Below are 16464 nucleotides of genomic sequence, written 5' to 3'. Positions count from 1 at the left end.
CGTGGGGGTGCAGAGGCCATGGGATAATGTGCCGTCTTTTTCACGCCCACCGCCCATGAGAATCAACGGCGAACCCACCCGCAGCATCCGCGCCCTTGCCGATCAGAGCGGGGTGGTGATCATCGATCAGACGAAACTGCCCCATCGCCTGGAATTCCGCGTGCTCACCACCCTCGAGGAGGCGGCGCAGGCGATCGCCACCATGCAGGTGCGTGGCGCGCCCCTGATCGGTGCCACCGCCGCCTATGGGGTGGCCCTGGCCCTTGCCGAAGATGCCTCAGAAACCGGTCTGGATACCGCCTGCGCGCGCCTGCTGGCCACCCGTCCCACGGCGGTGAATCTGCGCTGGGCGGTGGAGCGCATGCAGGAACGCCTGCGGCCCCTAGCTGCCCGCGAGCGCCGCGAGGCCGCGTGGGGCGAAGCCGCCGCCATCTGCGAGGAGGACGTCACCATCAATGAAGCCATCGGCCGCCACGGCCTGCCGCTCTTAGCAGCTCTCTACGGCCGGCTGGGGCGCAGACTCAACATCATGACCCATTGCAATGCGGGCTGGCTGGCAACAGTGGACTGGGGCACGGCGCTTGCGCCCGTGTATATGGCCTTCGATGCGGGCATCCCTGTCCACGTCTGGGTGAGTGAGACCCGCCCCCGCAACCAGGGCGCCGCCCTCACCGCCTGGGAGCTCGGCGCCCATGGCGTGCCCCACACCGTCATCGCCGACAATGCGGCCGGCCATCTGATGCAGCGGGGTGAGGTGGATGTGGTCATCGTCGGTGCCGACCGGGTGAGCCGCAATGGCGATGTGGCCAACAAGATCGGCACCTATCTCAAGGCCCTCGCCGCCCGGGACAACGGTGTGCCCTTCTATGTGGCAGTACCCGGTCCCACCATCGACTGGCGCTGCGCCGAGGGACGGGCCATTCCCATCGAGGCGCGCGCCGCGCGGGAGGTGACCCATGTGGCGGGGCTCGATGAAACGGCAATGGTACGCGAAGTGCGCATCACCCCCGCGGCAAGCCCCGCCGCCAATCCCGCCTTCGATGTGACGCCGGCGCACCTCGTTAGCGGACTCATCACGGAGCGCGGCGTGCTGGCTCCCCAGGCCGCTGCCCTGCGCCAGGCCTATCCGGAACACCATGACTGACGAGGCGAGCCTGCGTATTCAACTGGTTGAGGCGAGCCGGCAGACGGTGCGCGTGGGCCTCAATCGCGGCACCGCCGGCAATCTCAGCGTGCGCTGTGGCCCGGGCTTCCTCATCACCCCCAGCGGCCTGCCCGCCGATGGCTTGAACCCGGAGCAGATGGTGTATCTCGACATGGCGGGCAACTGGCGCGGCGGGCTCAAGCCGTCGAGCGAATGGCGCATCCACCGGGACCTCTACGCTGCCCGGCCGGAGGTGAATGCCATCGTCCATGCCCATCCCCCCCACGCCGTGAGTCTGGCCTGTTTGCGCCTGAGCATCCCGCCCTTCCACTACATGGTGGCGGCCGCTGGGGGTAAGGACATCCGCTGCGCCCGTTATGCCACCTTCGGCACCGCCGCCCTGTCCGAGGCGGTGCTGGAGGCACTGGCGGGGCGGCGCGCCTGTCTCATGGCCAATCACGGCCTGATCGCGGTGGGGGCTACCCTCTCCGCTGCGCTGGCGCTTGCCGAGGAGGTGGAGGAACTGTGCGGGCAGTACTGGCGCGCGCGCCTTTTGGGGGAGCCCGTGTTGCTGAGCGATGCGGAAATGGACGAGGTGCTGGAACGCTTCAAGGACTACGGCCAGCGCGACCGCTGAACCTCGGCGGGGTTTCCTGTCTAACCACCGGGAGCCTTGGCGCCCCGAATCGTGAAACGGCCTTCGCAGGGGCGACCAGCGAAACGCTTCGCGGTCTTTCACTTAACCATGCAGAAAAAGAACGCCGTCCTCCTTGTGTTTTTTCTTGCCGGCTGCGCCGTGGGTCCGGACTACGTGCCCCCCACCCTCCCGCTGCCTTCCGCCTGGTCCCGTCTCGATCCGCAGCAGGTGGAAAGCCGGCAGGAAGACCCCGCCGGCTGGTGGCGCAAATTCGATGATCCCCTGCTTGCCGCCCTGGTCGAGGAGGCCCTGCGCGCCCACCCCGACATTGCCGCGGCTGTGGCGAAGCTGCGCCAGGCGCGGGCACAGCGCATCATCACGGCGGCAAGCCACTCGCCGGAACTCTCCGCGGCGGCCTCAATGAATCGCACCGATGGCAGCAGCCAGACGGGCAGCGGCGCCGTGCGCAGACTCTACCGCGCGCAATTCGATGCCAGTTGGGAGCTCGACCTCTTCGGTGGCGTGCGCCGCAACGTGGAGGCGGCGGAGGCTGAAGTGGAAGCGGCGCAGGCCAACCTCGCCGCAACCCGGGTGAGTCTCGCTGCGGAGACGGCGCTCGCTTACGTGGAGGCACGCAGTCTCCAGAACCGGCTGGCCATCGCCCGCGACAACCTCGCCCGGCAGATGGAGACGTTGCAGCTCACCGAATGGCGCGCCCGCGCCGGGCTGGCGAGCAGCCAGGACGTGGAACAGGCACGCGCCAACGTGGAGCAGACCCGCGCCCAGGTGCCGCTCCTTGCCCAGAATCTTGCCGCCGCCGAGGACCGCCTGGCCCTGCTCACGGGCCAGCCAGTAGCCGCCGTGCGGGAGCGGCTCGCCACCCCCGGCGGACTGCCGGCGGTGCCAGAACGCCTGCTGGTCGCCATTCCCGCCGACACCCTGCGCCAGCGGCCGGACGTGGCTGCGGCGGAGCGTCAGCTCGCCGCCGCCACGGCGCGGGTGGGGGCAGCCGAAGCGGCCAGGCTGCCCCGCCTCACCCTTTCCGGCAGCCTGGGCGTGGAGGCCCTTACCGCCTCCGCCCTGGGTGAGGCGGGCAGCGGTTTTTCCGTTCTGGCGGCACAGATGCTCGCCCCTCTTTTCGATGCCGGCAAACGCCGCGCCCAGGTGGAAGTGCAGGATGCCCTGCGGGAGCAGGCGGAAGCCCAATACCGCAAGACCGTGCTCACCGCCCTCAGCGAAGTGGAGGATGCCCTCGGCGCGCTCGCCAGCGCCCGGGCGCGGGAGGCGAGCCTTGTTCAGGCCGCCGAGGCCATCCGCAACGCCGCGCTTCTGGCACGCCACCGTTACCAGGCCGGCATCATTGATTTCCAGTCGGTGCTGGATACGGAACGAAGCCGTCTCAGCGTGGAGGATCAGCTCGCCAGCGCCCGCGCCGACCGGGTCACCAGCATGATCCGCCTCTACAAGGCCATGGGCGGCGGCTGGGCGCAAGGAGAAAAGGAAACGCCATGAACGAAGAAAAACGCACGCTGCAACGCCTGCTGGGCAGCGAGGCCTTCGGCCGGCGCTGGTTCTGGCCGGTCGTGCTCCTTGTCCTGCTCGCCATCGCGGGCCTCGTACTGCTTGCCGCGCGCAACGAGGCCAAACCCCGCTACGAGGTGGAGGAAGTGAGACGCGGGCGGCTGGAGGTGACCGTCTCCGCCACCGGCAACCTGCAGCCCACGAATCAGGTGGATGTGGGCAGCGAACTGTCAGGCATCATCGACAAGGTGTTCGTCGATGTGAACGATGAGGTGAAGCGTGGCCAGGTGCTTGCCCGCCTCGACACCCGTCGCCTCGAGGATCAGGTAGCCCGCTCCCGTGCCGCCCTGGCCGCCGCCGAAGCCTCGGTCGCCCAGGCGCGCGCCACACTGCAGGATGCGCGCGCCAATCTGGCGCGGCTGGAGGAGGTGAGCCGCCTATCCGGTGGCAGGGTGCCTTCGCAGGCGGAACTGGAAACCGGCCGCGCCAACGTAGCCAAGGCGGAAGCCGCCCTGCGCAGCGCCGAGGCGTCGGTGGAACAGGCGCGCGCCACGCTGCACACCGATGAAACCAACCTGGCCAAGGCCAGCATCCGCTCCCCCATCGATGGCGTGGTGCTGACGCGCAAGGTGGAACCGGGCCAGACCGTGGCCGCCTCGCTGCAGGCGCCGGTGCTCTTCACCCTGGCGGAGGATCTCACCCGGATGGAACTGCAGGTGAACGTGGACGAGGCGGACGTGGGCCAGGTCAAGCCGGGGCAGAAAGCCACCTTCACCGTGGATGCCTGGCCGGGGCGCAAATACCCGGCAGTGATCGAGCGGGTGGCCTATGGCTCGCAGGTCACGGAAGGGGTCGTCTACTACCCCACCACCCTGCGCGTCAACAACGACGATCTGAGTCTGCGTCCCGGGATGACGGCCACCGCCGAGATCCTCACCGCCGTCCACGAAGACGTGCTGCTGGTACCCAACGCCGCCCTGCGCTTCGTGCCCCGCACGGGGGAGGCGAAACGGAAAAAAGGCATCCTCGATGCCCTGTTGCCCAAGCCGCCCCGTCCCGAAAGCGGGCGCGTGCCCAAGGAGGCCAAACGCAAGGACGCCCCCCGCCGTGTCTATGTGCTGAAAGACGGCGTGCCCACGCCGGTGGAGGTGAAGACCGGGCTTACCAATGGCCGGGTGACGGAGATCCTGGAAGGGGAGCTGAAACCGGGCATGCAGGTCATCACCGACATGAGTCAGCCCGCCAAATGAGCGAGGCCCTGCTGCGTCTGCAAAACGTGACCAAGGTCTATGGCCAGGGCAGCGCCGCTTTTCCCGCCCTGCGCGGGGTGGATCTCACCATCGGCGCCGGCGAGTTCGTCGCCATCATGGGGCCCAGCGGCTCGGGCAAGTCCACGGCGATGAATATCCTCGGCTGCCTGGATGTGCCCAGCAGCGGCCATTACTGGTTCGAGGACCTCGCCGTGGAAACCTTGAGCCGCGACCAGCGGGCCCTTTTGCGGCGCCATCAACTGGGTTTCGTCTTCCAGGGCTTCAATCTGTTGCCCCGTACCACGGCGCAGGAAAACGTGGAACTGCCGCTTCTCTACCGGCGCGAACCGGCGGCGCGTCGCCATGCGGCAGCTCGCGAGGCGCTGGCCGCCGTGGGATTGAGCGGCTGGGAAAGGCACACCCCCGCCGAGCTGTCCGGGGGGCAGCAGCAGCGGGTGGCCATTGCCCGCGCCATCGTCACCCAGCCGCGGGTGCTGCTGGCCGATGAACCCACGGGGAACCTTGATACCCAGACCAGCCACGAGATCATGACCCTCATCTCGGGCCTGAACCGGGAGCGGGGCATTACCGTGGTCATGGTGACCCATGAGCCCGACATCGCCCGCTGGGCGCAGCGGGTGGTGCATTTCCGTGATGGTCGCATCGCCGGTGAGGAGAAAAACAATCCATGATCTGGAATGCGCTGCTTCTCGCCCTGCGCGCCATCCGGCGCAATCTGTTGCGCTCCTTCCTCACCATCCTCGGCGTGGTCATCGGTGTGGCCTCCGTCATCACCATGGTGACCTTGGGCGATGGCGCCACCAAGGCCGTCTCCGATCAAATCGCCAGCCTCGGCAACAACCTGCTCACCCTGCGCCCCGGCCAGCGCCTGGGGATGGGCTTCATCGGTGCCGCTCCCTTCAAGGTCGCGGATGCGGAGGCCATTGCGGAACAGATTCCCGGCGTGAGGGCGGTGGCGCCCACCGCAAGCCGCTCCACCACCGTGGTCGCCGGCGCCAACAACTGGACCACCAGCATCACCGGTGCCACCGTGGCCTATTTCGATGTCGCCAACTGGAAGCTCAGTGAGGGCCGTTTCTTCAGTGAAAGCGAGGAGCGCGCCGGCAAGGCGGTGTGTCTTTTGGGCCAGACGGTGAAGCGGGAACTGTTCGGCAACCAAAGTCCCCTGGGCGAGGAAATCCGCGTCAAGCAGTTTGCCTGCGAAGTGATCGGCGTGCTCGCCGCCAAGGGTCAGTCGGCCATGGGATCGGATCAGGACGACACCATCGTCATGCCCCTGCGCACGGTGCAGCGCCGGCTACTGGGCAGTTCCGACGTGCGCGCCATCATGGTCTCGGTGAAGGACACGGCATCGATGGAGAAGGTCAAGCGGCAGATCGAACAGCTCATGCGGGAAAGGCGCCGCCTGGCCGACAACGAGGACAACAACTTCACCATTTTCGACACGCGGCAGATTGCGGAAACCCTCACCGGTACCATCCGCGTCATGACCACCCTGCTGGGGGCTGTCGCCGCGGTGAGCCTGCTGGTGGGCGGCATCGGCATCATGAACATCATGCTGGTGTCGGTGACGGAACGCACGCGGGAAATCGGCATCCGGCTCGCCATCGGCGCCATGGAACGGGACGTGCTGCTGCAATTCCTGATCGAGGCCGTGGTGCTGTCCGCCTTTGGCGGTCTTATGGGCATTCTCGTGGCCCTCGGAGCCTCGATGGGCCTGGCCCGCCTCATGCAGGTGCCTTTCCTCTTCAACCCCGGCATCAACCTGCTCGCTTTCCTCTTCGCCGGCGCCATCGGCATCATTTTCGGTTTCGTGCCGGCGCGGCGGGCGGCGCGCCTCAACCCCATCGACGCCCTTCGCCACGAGTAAATCAGGCCTTGTCCGGCCAGGGGCACAACTGGCGCAACACACAGGCCTCACATTTCGGCCTGCGCGCCGTACAGGTCTCGCGGCCGTGCAAGATCAGCGCATTGGTGAGCACCACCCACTTGTCGCGGGGGAAGAGGGCCATCAGCTCCGCTTCAATTTTCTCCGGATCGTCGCTTTTCACCAGGCCAAGGCGCTGCGCCACCCGTGCCACATGGGTGTCCACGGCGATCCCCGGGATACCGAAGGCATTGCCCAGCACCATGTTCGCCGTCTTGCGTCCCACCCCGGGCAGGCTCAGCAGGTCCTCAAGGCGCCGCGGCACCTCGCCGCCGAAGGATTCCACCAGCTTGCGGCAGCAACCGATGAGCAGGCGGGCCTTGTTGCGATAAAAGCCGGTGGGGCGGATATCCTCTTCCAGCACCGCGGGGTCGGCCTCGGCATAATCGCGGGCGCTGCGATATTTGCGGAAGAGCGTCCGGGTGACCTCGTTCACCCGCGCATCGGTGCACTGGGCGGAGAGGATCACCGCCACCAGCAGCTCCAGCGGTGTGCGGTAGTTGAGCGCCAGCCGGGGCTCCGGATAGCGGGAAAGCAGCCGGGAAAGAATGGCCTCGGCGCGCCCCTTCTCAGTCTTCATGGGCTTCCCCGATCAGCTCCGCGGCCCAGGCGAGAACCGGTTTGAGCCGCGGCGAGACAAGCCGCTGCGCCTGCTTGAGGCTGACCCAGCGCCACTCGTGATGCTCCGGGTGCCCCAGCTCCGGCGAGACAGGCAGATGCACTTCCCGGCTGGGGGTCTCGGCCAGGTAATAGCGGGAAATCTTGCGCCGGGGACCGTAGGGGCCGGTATCCATATAAACTTCGCCCCAGCGGAAGATGAGGTCGGAAAGCCCCGTTTCCTCCGCCGTCTCCCGCAGGGCCGCTGCCAGCGGGGTCTCCCCCGGCTCGACGGCGCCCTTGGGGAAGTCCCAGTTGCGGTAGGCGCGCAAAAGCAGAAAACGCCAGCCATCCGCTTCCCGCCGCACCACCACGACCCCCGCGGAAAAGGCACCCTTGTTCCCTTCGCTCATGGCAAGGGTCCGCCGAGGCTGTCCAGCACCCAGGTGGGCCGCACCTCGCCAAGGGCTTGTGCGCTCACCCCACCCCGCAGCCACACCGCATCCAGCCCAAAGGCCAGCGCCCCGCGGATGTCCGTCTGCAACTGATCGCCGACCATCACGAGGCGGCGGCTGCCCAGCCTTTGCACCGCAGCGGCGAAAATTGCGGCTTCCGGTTTGCCCAAACGGTGGAAAGCAAGCTCCCTTCTTTCGCCGTAGCGCAGGGCGAGGGCCGCCTCGATGACGAGGGCGATGCTGCCGGCAGTGAGCCCATAGCCCTTCCCCGTGGGATAGATGAGGTCCGGATTGGGCAGGACCAGATGGGGCAAGCGGCCGGCATCCACCGCCGCAAAAAGACCGGTGAGCACCGCATCCACCGTCTCGAGAAAGGGAAAGCCCTTCTCGTCGCACACCACGAGCACGTCGAAATCCGACCGTGGCTCCACCACATGGCCGCCAGCCTGCAGCACGTAGGTACGGCTGTCCTCCGGGCCCAGCACCACACAGCGGGCATCCACCAGGCCATGCGCACGGAAGTGTTCCGTGAGGAGACTGCCCGAGGTGAGGATGCGCGCTGCGGGAATATCGAGGCCGAAGCCCGCATAGCGGCGGGCCGCCGTCTCTGGCAGACGGGAGGCGCTGTTGGTGACCACCAGATAAGGCTTGCCGTGTTCGTTCAGCCAGTCGATGAGGGCCACCGCCCCGGGCAGCGCTCCATCGTCTCCCACCAGCACGCCATAGGCATCGAGCAGGAGCCCATCGTAGCGCGAAAGCAGCTCCGCCAGGGAAACAGAAGGAACCGTCATCTCAGTCGATGCCCAGACGGAAATCATCATCGAGCTGGGTGAGCAGCTCTTCCACCCGCAACAGGCCTTCCGGCGTGGCCAGCATCTGCCGCGGCGTGCGGCCGCCGAGCTGGACCCGCGGCTGATCAAGCCAAACTTCCGCCTTCTCGCGACTGCCCAGCAGCCGTTCGGCCAGGGCCATGATGCGCTGCGGATCGTGCTGATGCAGGGTCATGCGCCGACTGCTCCTATACTGGTGAGTGTTTCGCGCCAAGGGAGGCTTTCCATGCAAGCCTTTGTCGGCACCTCCGGCTGGGCCTACCGCCACTGGCAAGGTCGATTCTACCCCGCCCACCTGCCCGTCTCCCAGTGGCTGTCGTTTTACGCGCAGCATTTCTCCACCGTGGAAATCAATGCGAGCTTCTATGGCCTGCCGCGGCAAGCCACCTTTGCCGCCTGGGCGGCACAGGTGCCGGCGGGCTTCCGCTTCGCGGTGAAGGCGAACCGATTCATCACCCACCAGAAGAAACTCGCCGCACCGGAAAAGACCCTGCCTCCCTTCCTCGCCGCCATCGCCTGTCTTGGTGACCATCTCGGCCCGCTACTCTTCCAGTTGCCGCCGCGGTTTGCACCACGGCCTGAGCGGCTTTTGCACCTCCTTAAGGCGCTGCCGGCGGGACTCGCCGTGGCCTTCGAGTTCCGCGACCCGCGCTGGCACACGGCGGAAATCATCGACCTCCTCACCGCCCACGGTGCCGCCTTCTGCATCTATGACCTCGCCGGCTACACCTCCCCGCGCCTCATCACCACCCACTTCGCCTATGTGCGGATGCACGGCCCCGGCAGCGCCTACTGCGGCCGCTACGGCCGCGCCCGTCTTGCGCCGTGGGCGGATTGGCTGCGGCAAGCCGCACCCCGCTATGCCTATGTCTATTTCGATAACGACGAGGCCGCCTACGCCGTGGAGGATGCGCAGCTGTTTGCCGAACTGCTGGCGGGGGGCTGATGCCGGCTGCCGCCACGAGGGAGAATCGGGCGACGGGGTGGGGTCAGCCGTGGGCCGTGGACAAAGCCCTGCGGGTCGGCGAAACTTTTGCCCACCATGCGTGTGCTGGCCGTTCTCGGCTTGTCCGTTCTGCTCGCCGCCTGCGGCCGTGCGCCGGAGCCGCTGGCACCTGCCCGGCAAAGTGGCGAACTGGTGGTGGTCACCCGCAACGGCCCCACCACCTACTACGAGGATGCCGAGGGCAACCCACGCGGACTGGAACACGATCTGGCGCAAATGTTCGCCGATGAGCTGGGATTGCGCGTGCGCTGGATCGTGGTGCCCTTTCCCCACGTGCTCGACACCCTCACCGCGCACAAGGCCCATGTCGCCGCCGCAGGGCTCACCATCACCGAGGAGCGCAGGCGCCGGTTCCTCTTCGGGCCCGCCTATCAGACGGTGCGGGAACAGCTCGTCTACAACACCGACAACCCGCGGCCGCGGAACTTGAGCGACGTGGTGGGCAAACGCCTGCAGGTGGTGGCGGGCAGCAGTTATGTGGAAACCCTGCGCCGGGCGCAACAGAAAGTACCGGGACTGACCTGGCAGGAAATCCACGATCACGACAGTGAAGAGCTACTGGAAAGACTCGCCAACGGGGAAATCGACTACGTGGTCGTGGATTCCCACATCGTCAGGCTTGCGCAGCGTTACTACCCCAAGCTCGCCGTGGCCTTCGATGTGGGCGAGCCGGAAGAGCTGGCCTGGGCCTTTCCGCGGGACGCCGATGCCTGGCTGTACCGGAAGGCGGTGGAATTCTTCACCCACATCAAGCGCGATGGCACCCTCAACCGGCTGCTCGACCGCTATTACGGTCACATCGAGCGACTGGAGCCGGCGGACGTCATCGGCTTTCTGGAAAAAATGAACCGCGTCCTGCCCCGCTACCGGCCCCTTTTCCAGCGGGCCCAGGAACTCACCGGCCTCGACTGGCGGCTGCTCGCCGCGCTGGCCTACCAGGAATCCCAATGGGACCCCCTGGCCACCTCGCCCACCAACGTGCGCGGCATGATGATGCTCACGGAGAACACCGCCGACCACATGGGCGTCACCGACCGCCTCGACCCCTGGCAGAGCATCCGCGCCGGCGCCCAGTATCTGTTACAGATCCGGGATGCCCTGCCGGAGCGTATCCCGGAGCCGGATCGCACCTGGATGGCCCTTGCCGCCTACAACGTGGGGGTGGGGCATTTGGAGGATGCGCGGGTGTTGGCGCAACGCCTGAAGCTCAACCCCGACGCCTGGGCCGATCTCAAGAAGACCCTGCCCCTGCTTGCCCGTTCGACCTATTTCACCACGGTGAAACATGGCTATGCACGGGGCGGTGAGGCGGTGATCCTCACCGAGAACATCCGCACCTATTACGACATCCTGCTCAAATTCCAGCCCGCCTACAAACCGCCTCTTTCTCCCTTCGCTGGAGACCCGGGCAAGGCGCGGCTCAGCCGGCGCTGATGCGTTCCAGGCCCCCCAGATAGGGACGCAGCACGGCGGGCACGGTGATACTGCCATCGGCGTTCTGGTAGTTTTCCATGACCGCCACCAGGGTGCGCCCCACGGCGAGGCCGGAACCATTCAGCGTATGCACCGGTTCCGGCTTGCCCTTGCCACTCCTGAAGCGGGCCTGCATGCGGCGCGCCTGGAAGGCCTCGAAGTTGGAGCAGGATGAAATCTCCCGATAGGTATTCTGCCCCGGCAGCCACACTTCCAAATCGTAGGTCTTCGCCGCAGCAAAGCCCAGGTCCGCCGTGCACAACGCCACCACCCGGTAGGGCAGCTCCAGCTTTTTGAGGATGGCTTCCGCATGGGCCGTGAGTTCCTCCAGGGCCTCATAGGAGTGCTCGGGATGAACGATTTGCACGAGCTCCACCTTGTCGAACTGGTGCTGGCGGATCATGCCGCGCACGTCCTTGCCGTAGGAACCCGCCTCGGAACGGAAACAGGGCGTGTGGGCGACGAACCGCAAAGGCAAATCCTCCGCGGCAAGAATGAGATCGCGCACCATGTTGGTCACCGGCACCTCGGCGGTGGGGATGAGATAGAGCTTCTCGTTTTCCCCTTTGTAGGTGGCGAACAGATCCGCCTCGAACTTGGGCAACTGACCGGTGCCGAACATGCTTTCCCCGTTCACCAGATAGGGAACGTAGGTCTCCGTGTAACCGTGCTCCCGGGTATGCACATCCAGCATGAACTGGGCAAGCGCCCGGTGCAGGGCCGCGAGCCTCCCCTTCATCAGGGTGAAGCGGGAACCCGACAACTTGGCCGCGGTGGCGAAATCGAGAAGACCCAGCGCCTCGCCCAGATCCACGTGGTCCCGGACGGGGAAGGGAAATTCCCGCGGGGTTCCCACCCGCCGCACTTCCACGTTGTCGGCATCGGAGCGGCCCACGGGCACCGAGGCGTGGGGCAGGTTGGGCACGCCGGCAAGGAAGGCCTGCATCTGCGTCTGGATATAGGCAAGCTTCTCTTCCAGGCTGCCGAGCTCGTCGTTGATGCCCGCCACCTCGGCCATGAGCGCGCTGGCGTCCTCGCCGCGGCCCTTGGCAATCCCGATCTGTTTGGAAAGGCTGTTGCGCCTGGCCTGCAGTTCCTGGGTGCGGGTCTGGACGGTCTTGCGTTCCTGCTCCAGGGCTTCGAAACGGGCCACGTCCAGGTTGAAGCCCCGGGTGGCAAGACGCGCCGCCACCGTCGTGAGGTCGCTGCGCAGAAGCTGGATATCGAGCATGATTCAATCCTTTTCGTTGTTTTTCCGTCCGCTACCGGCGCGGCGGTCCAGTTCCCGCAAATGGGCAAGCCGCTCGGCGATTTTCGCCTCTAGGCCCCGCGGCGTGGGGGCGTAAAAACGCACAGGGGGCATCCCTTCCGGGAAATAGTTCTCGCCCGCCGCATAGGCTTCCGGCTCGTCGTGGGCGTAGCGATAGCCGTGCCCGTGGCCCAGCGCCTTCATCAACCGCGTCGGCGCATTGCGCAGATGCAGGGGCACGGGGCGGGAGGCATCCTGGGCGACGAATTCGCGCGCGGCATTATACGCGACGTACACCGCATTGCTCTTGGGCGCGCAGGCGAGATAGACCACCGCCTGCGCCAGCGCCAGCTCCCCCTCGGGTGAACCCAGCCGTTCGTAGCTTTCCACCGCGTCGAGGGCAAGCCGCAGGGCACGGGGATCGGCAAGACCGATGTCCTCGCTGGCCATGCGGATGAGCCGGCGCCCGATGTAGAGGGGATCGGCACCGCCATCCAGCATGCGCACGAACCAGTAGAGGGCGGCGTCCGGGTCGGAGCCGCGCACCGATTTGTGCAGTGCTGAAATCTGGTCGTAGAAGGCATCGCCCCCTTTGTCGAAGCGCCGCCCGGAGCGGCGCAGCGCCTCCTCGGCAAAGGCCCGCGTCACCGAGCCCACCTTGGCGGCCGCAGCGGCCGTCTGGATCTGTTCCAGGAGATTGAGCAGGCGGCGCGCATCGCCATCCGCATAGCCGATGATGAGGGAGCGCGCCGCCGGCTCGAAGACAAGGTCCACGAGCTCACGGCTTGCCGCGCGATCGAAAAGCTCGTTCAGCTCCCCTTCACCAAGGGGGGTCAGCACATACACCGCAACCCGGGAGAGCAGCGCCGCATTCACCTCGAAGGAGGGATTTTCCGTGGTGGCGCCGACGAAGGTGATGAGCCCCTGTTCCACGTAGGGCAGAAAGGCGTCCTGCTGCGCCTTGTTGAAGCGGTGCACCTCATCCACGAAAAGAATGGTCTGGCGGCCCCGCGCGAGATGCGATTGGGCGCTGGCGACTGCTTCGCGGATGTCCCGGACGCCGGAGAAGACCGCCGACAGGGCGATGAACTCCGCATCGAAGGCATCGGCCATGAGGCGCGCCAGGGTGGTCTTGCCCACGCCCGGCGGCCCCCACAGGATCATGGAATGCAGACGCCGTGCCTCGAAGGCCAGGCGCAGCGGCTTGCCGGGGCCCAGGAGATGCGCCTGGCCGATCACCTCGTCCAGGGTCCTGGGGCGCAGCCGCTCGGCCAGGGGCGCGCGGGGGGCGCTGGCGAAAAGATCACTCACCGATGACGTCCACCCCCTTCGGCGGGGTGAAGCGGAAAAGCTGCGGATCGAGGCGCGGATTGCGTTCCAGCCGCTCGAAGCGGATCAGGGTGCGGTTGCCCAGCCCGTCGGTCAGCTCCATCAGCCGCAGGCTGCCGCCGGCAAAGCCCATGCGGATGTGTTCGAAGGTGGTGTCGCGGGATTTCGGCACCGCCTCCAGCCATTCCAGCCCGTCGCGGCTGCCCGCCTCGCGCAGGGTGAAAAACTTCTCGATCTCGTTGTCCCCGGCAAGGAGCGCCGCCGGCGAGCTGCCCAGCGCCTCGCCCAGCGTCTTCACCGTCACCTGCTCGAGGTCCTTGTCGTAAACCCACAGCCTGCTGCCATCGCCAACGATGAGTTGTTCGTAGGGCTTGTCGTAGGTCCAGCGGAAGCGGCCGGGGCGAAGGAACACCATGGTCCCCGAAGCCTGCTGGCGTATCTCCCCGTTTCGGGCCAGCACCGTCTGGGAGAACTGCGCCCGCGCTGACTGCGTCTCCCGCACGAAACTGCGCAGACTCTCGATGGCGCCGGCATCAGCGGCCAGACTGATTCCCGTCAAAACAAGGAAAAGCAGGGTTTTTTTCATCCACGAAACCATTTTCAAAATCGGGGTGCGATGCCGTTTGCTCCCTGAAGGTCAGGGACCTCTGCGATAACCCCTTATCCCTCCCGCTCCGGCACCAGTACATCCCGGTTGCCGTTGGGCTGCATGGGGGAGACGAGGCCGGCGCGCTCCATCTGCTCGATGAGACGCGCTGCGCGGTTATAGCCGATGCGCAGTTGCCGTTGCACGCTGGAGATGGAGGCCCGACGGGATTTGAGCACGATGGCTACCGCCTGGTCGTAGAGGGGATCGGCCTCGCCGTCGGCCCCTTCGCCAGCCGCCTCCTCGCCTTCGGCCGGTGTGCCTTCGAGGATCCCCTCCACGTATTGGGGCGCCCCCAGCTTCTTCAGGTAGTCCACTACCCGGTGCACTTCCTGATCAGAAACGAAGGCACCATGCACCCGCTGCGGATAGCCCGTGCCCGGTGGCAGATAGAGCATGTCACCCTGCCCCAGCAAAGCCTCGGCGCCCTGCTGGTCGAGGATGGTGCGGGAATCCACCCGACTGGAGACCTGAAAAGCGATACGGGTGGGGATGTTGGCCTTGATCAGGCCGGTGATCACGTCCACCGACGGCCGCTGCGTGGCCAGCACCAGATGGATGCCGGCGGCGCGTGCCTTCTGCGCCAGCCGCGCGATGAGTTCCTCCACCTTCTTGCCCACCACCATCATGAGGTCCGCCAGCTCGTCGATCACCACCACGATATAGGGCAGGGTGTCGAGGGGTTCGGGGTTTTCCGGTGTGAGGCTGAAGGGATGGGGAAGCGGCGCGCCGGCTTTCTTCGCCTCCAGGACCTTCTGGTTGTACCCCGCCAGATTGCGCACCCCCAGCGCCGACATCAGGCGGTAGCGGCGATCCATTTCCGCCACACACCAGTTGAGGGCGTTGGCCGCATGCTTCATGTCGGTGACCACTGGCGCCAGGAGATGGGGAATGCCGTCATAGACCGACAGCTCCAGCATCTTGGGATCGACCAGGATCAGGCGCACCTGCGACGGATCGGACTTGTAGAGGAGCGACAGGATCATGGCATTGATGGCCACCGACTTGCCTGAACCCGTAGTGCCGGCGACCAGCACATGGGGCATTTTCCCCAGATCGGCAACGACGGGCTTGCCGGTGATGTCCTTGCCCATGGCGATGGTAAGCGGCGAGCCCATCTCGTTGTACACCTCGGAGCTCAGGATTTCCGCCAGGCGGATGATCTGCCGTTTCGGATTGGGCAGCTCCAGGCCCATGCAGCTTTTGCCCGGAATGGTCTCCACCACGCGGATGCTGGCCACCGAGAGGGCGCGCGCCAGGTCCTTCACCAGATTGGTGATCTGGCTGCCCTTCACCCCCACCGCCGGCTCGATTTCGTAGCGGGTGATGACGGGGCCGGGATAGGCGGCCACCACTTTCACCTCGACGCCAAACTCCAGCAGCTTGCGCTCGATGAGGCGGGAGGTGAATTCCAGGGTTTCCGGCGACAACACCTCCAGATTGCCCTCCGCGGGGTCCAGGAGGTACAGCGGGGGCAGGCCCGAATCCGGCAGGTCCGCGAACAGGGGCACCTGCTTTTCCTTTTCCACCCGCTTCGACTTGGGAATCTCCACCACCGGCGGCTCGATGTGGATGGGCTTGTGCTCGTCGAGGGTCTTTTTCAGCTCCTGCACCACCACCTCCCGCTCGCTTTGCGCCTGCTCCCCGGCCTTGCGGTCCCGCCAGTGCTCGATGCGGGTGGCGATGAAGTCGTAGAGCCACTCCACGGCGAAGCCGATGCGCTCCATGATGGTCAGCCACGAGGCACCGGTGAAGAGACTGAAGCCCACGCCGAACAGGGCCAGCAGGAACAGGGTGGCGCCAGTGAAACCGAAGGCCTGCGCCAGCATGTCGCCGATCACCGCCCCGGCAATGCCCCCGGGCGCATCGGGTAGGGAAAAGGGCACCGCGTAAAGGCGCAGGCGCTCCAGGGCGGAGCTTGCCAGGAGCATGACGAAAAAGCCGGTGCCGATGACGAAGAGGGGGCGCCGTTCAGTGAGCCCCACGCTCTCCAGCCGGCGGTAGCCCCACCAGACGAGGTAGCCGGTGAAGACGATGAACCAGTGGGCGGAGAAGCCGAAGACATGAAGCAAAAGGTCCGCGCTCCAGGCGCCGAAAGCGCCGCCCCAGTTGCGCACGGTGGCACCACTTGCGGCATGGGACCAGCCGGGATCGCCCGGGTGGTAGGTGAAGAGGATCAGGGCCACATAGACGGCAAGGGCGACGCTGGCCAGCCAGCCCGCCTCCCGCAGCATGAAGACAAGCCGCGTCTGCGGCACCGCGGGGGGGCCGGAAAGGGATTTCCTGCGCTCGCTCAGGGACATCGCGGATTCAAGTTTGAAGTGCAATTTTGATTAACGGGTAGGTGGGTCAGAATGTGCGAGCATTTTGCCCCATCAA

At 66.3% G+C, this 16464-nt stretch carries 16 protein-coding genes; 8 read left to right on the top strand and 8 right to left on the bottom strand.

The window, feature by feature from the left end:
* The first annotated feature begins 55 nt into the window (after positions 1-55).
* The 6 genes from mtnA to K6T56_05000 all read left to right on the top strand — a co-directional run bounded on the left by mtnA (position 56) and on the right by K6T56_05000 (position 6443).
* On the top strand, positions 56-1144 hold the full coding sequence (mtnA, locus tag K6T56_05025) for an S-methyl-5-thioribose-1-phosphate isomerase (GenBank protein ID MCL6555710.1): 1089 nt from the start codon (positions 56-58) through the stop codon (positions 1142-1144).
* Positions 1137-1781 carry a class II aldolase/adducin family protein gene (locus tag K6T56_05020; protein MCL6555709.1) on the top strand — a complete coding sequence of 215 codons (645 nt, stop codon included), beginning with the start codon at positions 1137-1139 and terminating at the stop codon, positions 1779-1781. Before mtnA ends, K6T56_05020 begins: the two co-directional genes overlap by 8 nt.
* A 108-nt stretch (positions 1782-1889) precedes the next feature.
* A complete protein-coding gene (locus K6T56_05015; protein MCL6555708.1) occupies positions 1890-3293 on the top strand; it encodes an efflux transporter outer membrane subunit in 1404 nt (467 codons plus the stop codon).
* Complete coding sequence (locus K6T56_05010) at positions 3290-4552, top strand: efflux RND transporter periplasmic adaptor subunit (GenBank protein ID MCL6555707.1); 1263 nt, start codon at positions 3290-3292, stop codon at positions 4550-4552. The genes K6T56_05015 and K6T56_05010 overlap by 4 nt, the downstream gene beginning before the upstream one ends.
* Complete coding sequence (locus tag K6T56_05005) at positions 4549-5244, top strand: ABC transporter ATP-binding protein (protein ID MCL6555706.1); 696 nt, start codon at positions 4549-4551, stop codon at positions 5242-5244. The genes K6T56_05010 and K6T56_05005 overlap by 4 nt, the downstream gene beginning before the upstream one ends.
* Positions 5241-6443: an ABC transporter permease gene (locus tag K6T56_05000; protein ID MCL6555705.1), complete on the top strand. Its 1203-nt coding sequence runs from the start codon at positions 5241-5243 to the stop codon at positions 6441-6443. The genes K6T56_05005 and K6T56_05000 overlap by 4 nt, the downstream gene beginning before the upstream one ends.
* A 1-nt stretch (position 6444) precedes the next feature.
* Here the strand turns inward: K6T56_05000 and nth are convergent, their stop codons facing one another.
* The 4 genes from nth to K6T56_04980 are packed head-to-tail and all read right to left on the bottom strand — an operon-like array spanning position 6445 to position 8557.
* Complete coding sequence (gene nth / locus K6T56_04995) at positions 6445-7080, bottom strand: endonuclease III (GenBank protein ID MCL6555704.1); 636 nt, start codon at positions 7078-7080, stop codon at positions 6445-6447.
* Positions 7070-7510, bottom strand: a complete 441-nt coding sequence (locus K6T56_04990) for an NUDIX domain-containing protein (GenBank protein ID MCL6555703.1) — start codon at positions 7508-7510, stop codon at positions 7070-7072. The genes nth and K6T56_04990 overlap by 11 nt, the downstream gene beginning before the upstream one ends.
* On the bottom strand, positions 7507-8343 hold the full coding sequence (locus K6T56_04985; protein MCL6555702.1) for an HAD-IA family hydrolase: 837 nt from the start codon (positions 8341-8343) through the stop codon (positions 7507-7509). The genes K6T56_04990 and K6T56_04985 overlap by 4 nt, the downstream gene beginning before the upstream one ends.
* 1 nt (position 8344) lies before the next feature.
* The gene (locus K6T56_04980) at positions 8345-8557 is read right to left on the bottom strand and encodes an MbcA/ParS/Xre antitoxin family protein (protein ID MCL6555701.1); all 213 of its coding nucleotides are present in this window, start codon (positions 8555-8557) and stop codon (positions 8345-8347) included.
* Between the two features lie 51 nt (positions 8558-8608).
* Between K6T56_04980 and K6T56_04975 the strand changes: the two genes are divergently transcribed.
* Together K6T56_04975 and mltF are read left to right on the top strand one after the other, a co-directional pair.
* Positions 8609-9328, top strand: a complete 720-nt coding sequence (locus tag K6T56_04975) for a DUF72 domain-containing protein (protein ID MCL6555700.1) — start codon at positions 8609-8611, stop codon at positions 9326-9328.
* Between the two features lie 96 nt (positions 9329-9424).
* Positions 9425-10822 carry a membrane-bound lytic murein transglycosylase MltF gene (gene mltF / locus K6T56_04970; protein ID MCL6555699.1) on the top strand — a complete coding sequence of 466 codons (1398 nt, stop codon included), beginning with the start codon at positions 9425-9427 and terminating at the stop codon, positions 10820-10822.
* On the opposite strand, the gene serS is transcribed toward mltF, so the two are convergent.
* From serS to K6T56_04950, 4 genes are all read right to left on the bottom strand, one after another.
* Complete coding sequence (gene serS / locus K6T56_04965; protein ID MCL6555698.1) at positions 10809-12092, bottom strand: serine--tRNA ligase; 1284 nt, start codon at positions 12090-12092, stop codon at positions 10809-10811. The genes mltF and serS overlap by 14 nt on opposite strands.
* Before the next feature lie 3 nt (positions 12093-12095).
* A complete protein-coding gene (locus K6T56_04960) occupies positions 12096-13421 on the bottom strand; it encodes a replication-associated recombination protein A (GenBank protein ID MCL6555697.1) in 1326 nt (441 codons plus the stop codon).
* Entirely contained in the window at positions 13414-14025 is a 612-nt protein-coding gene (gene lolA / locus K6T56_04955; GenBank protein ID MCL6555696.1) for an outer membrane lipoprotein chaperone LolA, read from the bottom strand. The genes K6T56_04960 and lolA overlap by 8 nt, the downstream gene beginning before the upstream one ends.
* A 74-nt stretch (positions 14026-14099) precedes the next feature.
* Positions 14100-16388 (bottom strand): DNA translocase FtsK 4TM domain-containing protein, encoded by a 2289-nt coding sequence (locus tag K6T56_04950; protein ID MCL6555695.1) that lies wholly within the window; start codon positions 16386-16388, stop codon positions 14100-14102.
* Between the last annotated feature and the right edge of the window lie 76 nt (positions 16389-16464).

Source organism: Burkholderiales bacterium, assembly GCA_023511995.1.
Lineage (GTDB): Bacteria > Pseudomonadota > Gammaproteobacteria > Burkholderiales > Thiobacteraceae > Thiobacter.
The sequence above is the reverse complement of the archived record's forward strand: the minus strand, read 5'-3'. Positions and strand labels throughout refer to the sequence as shown.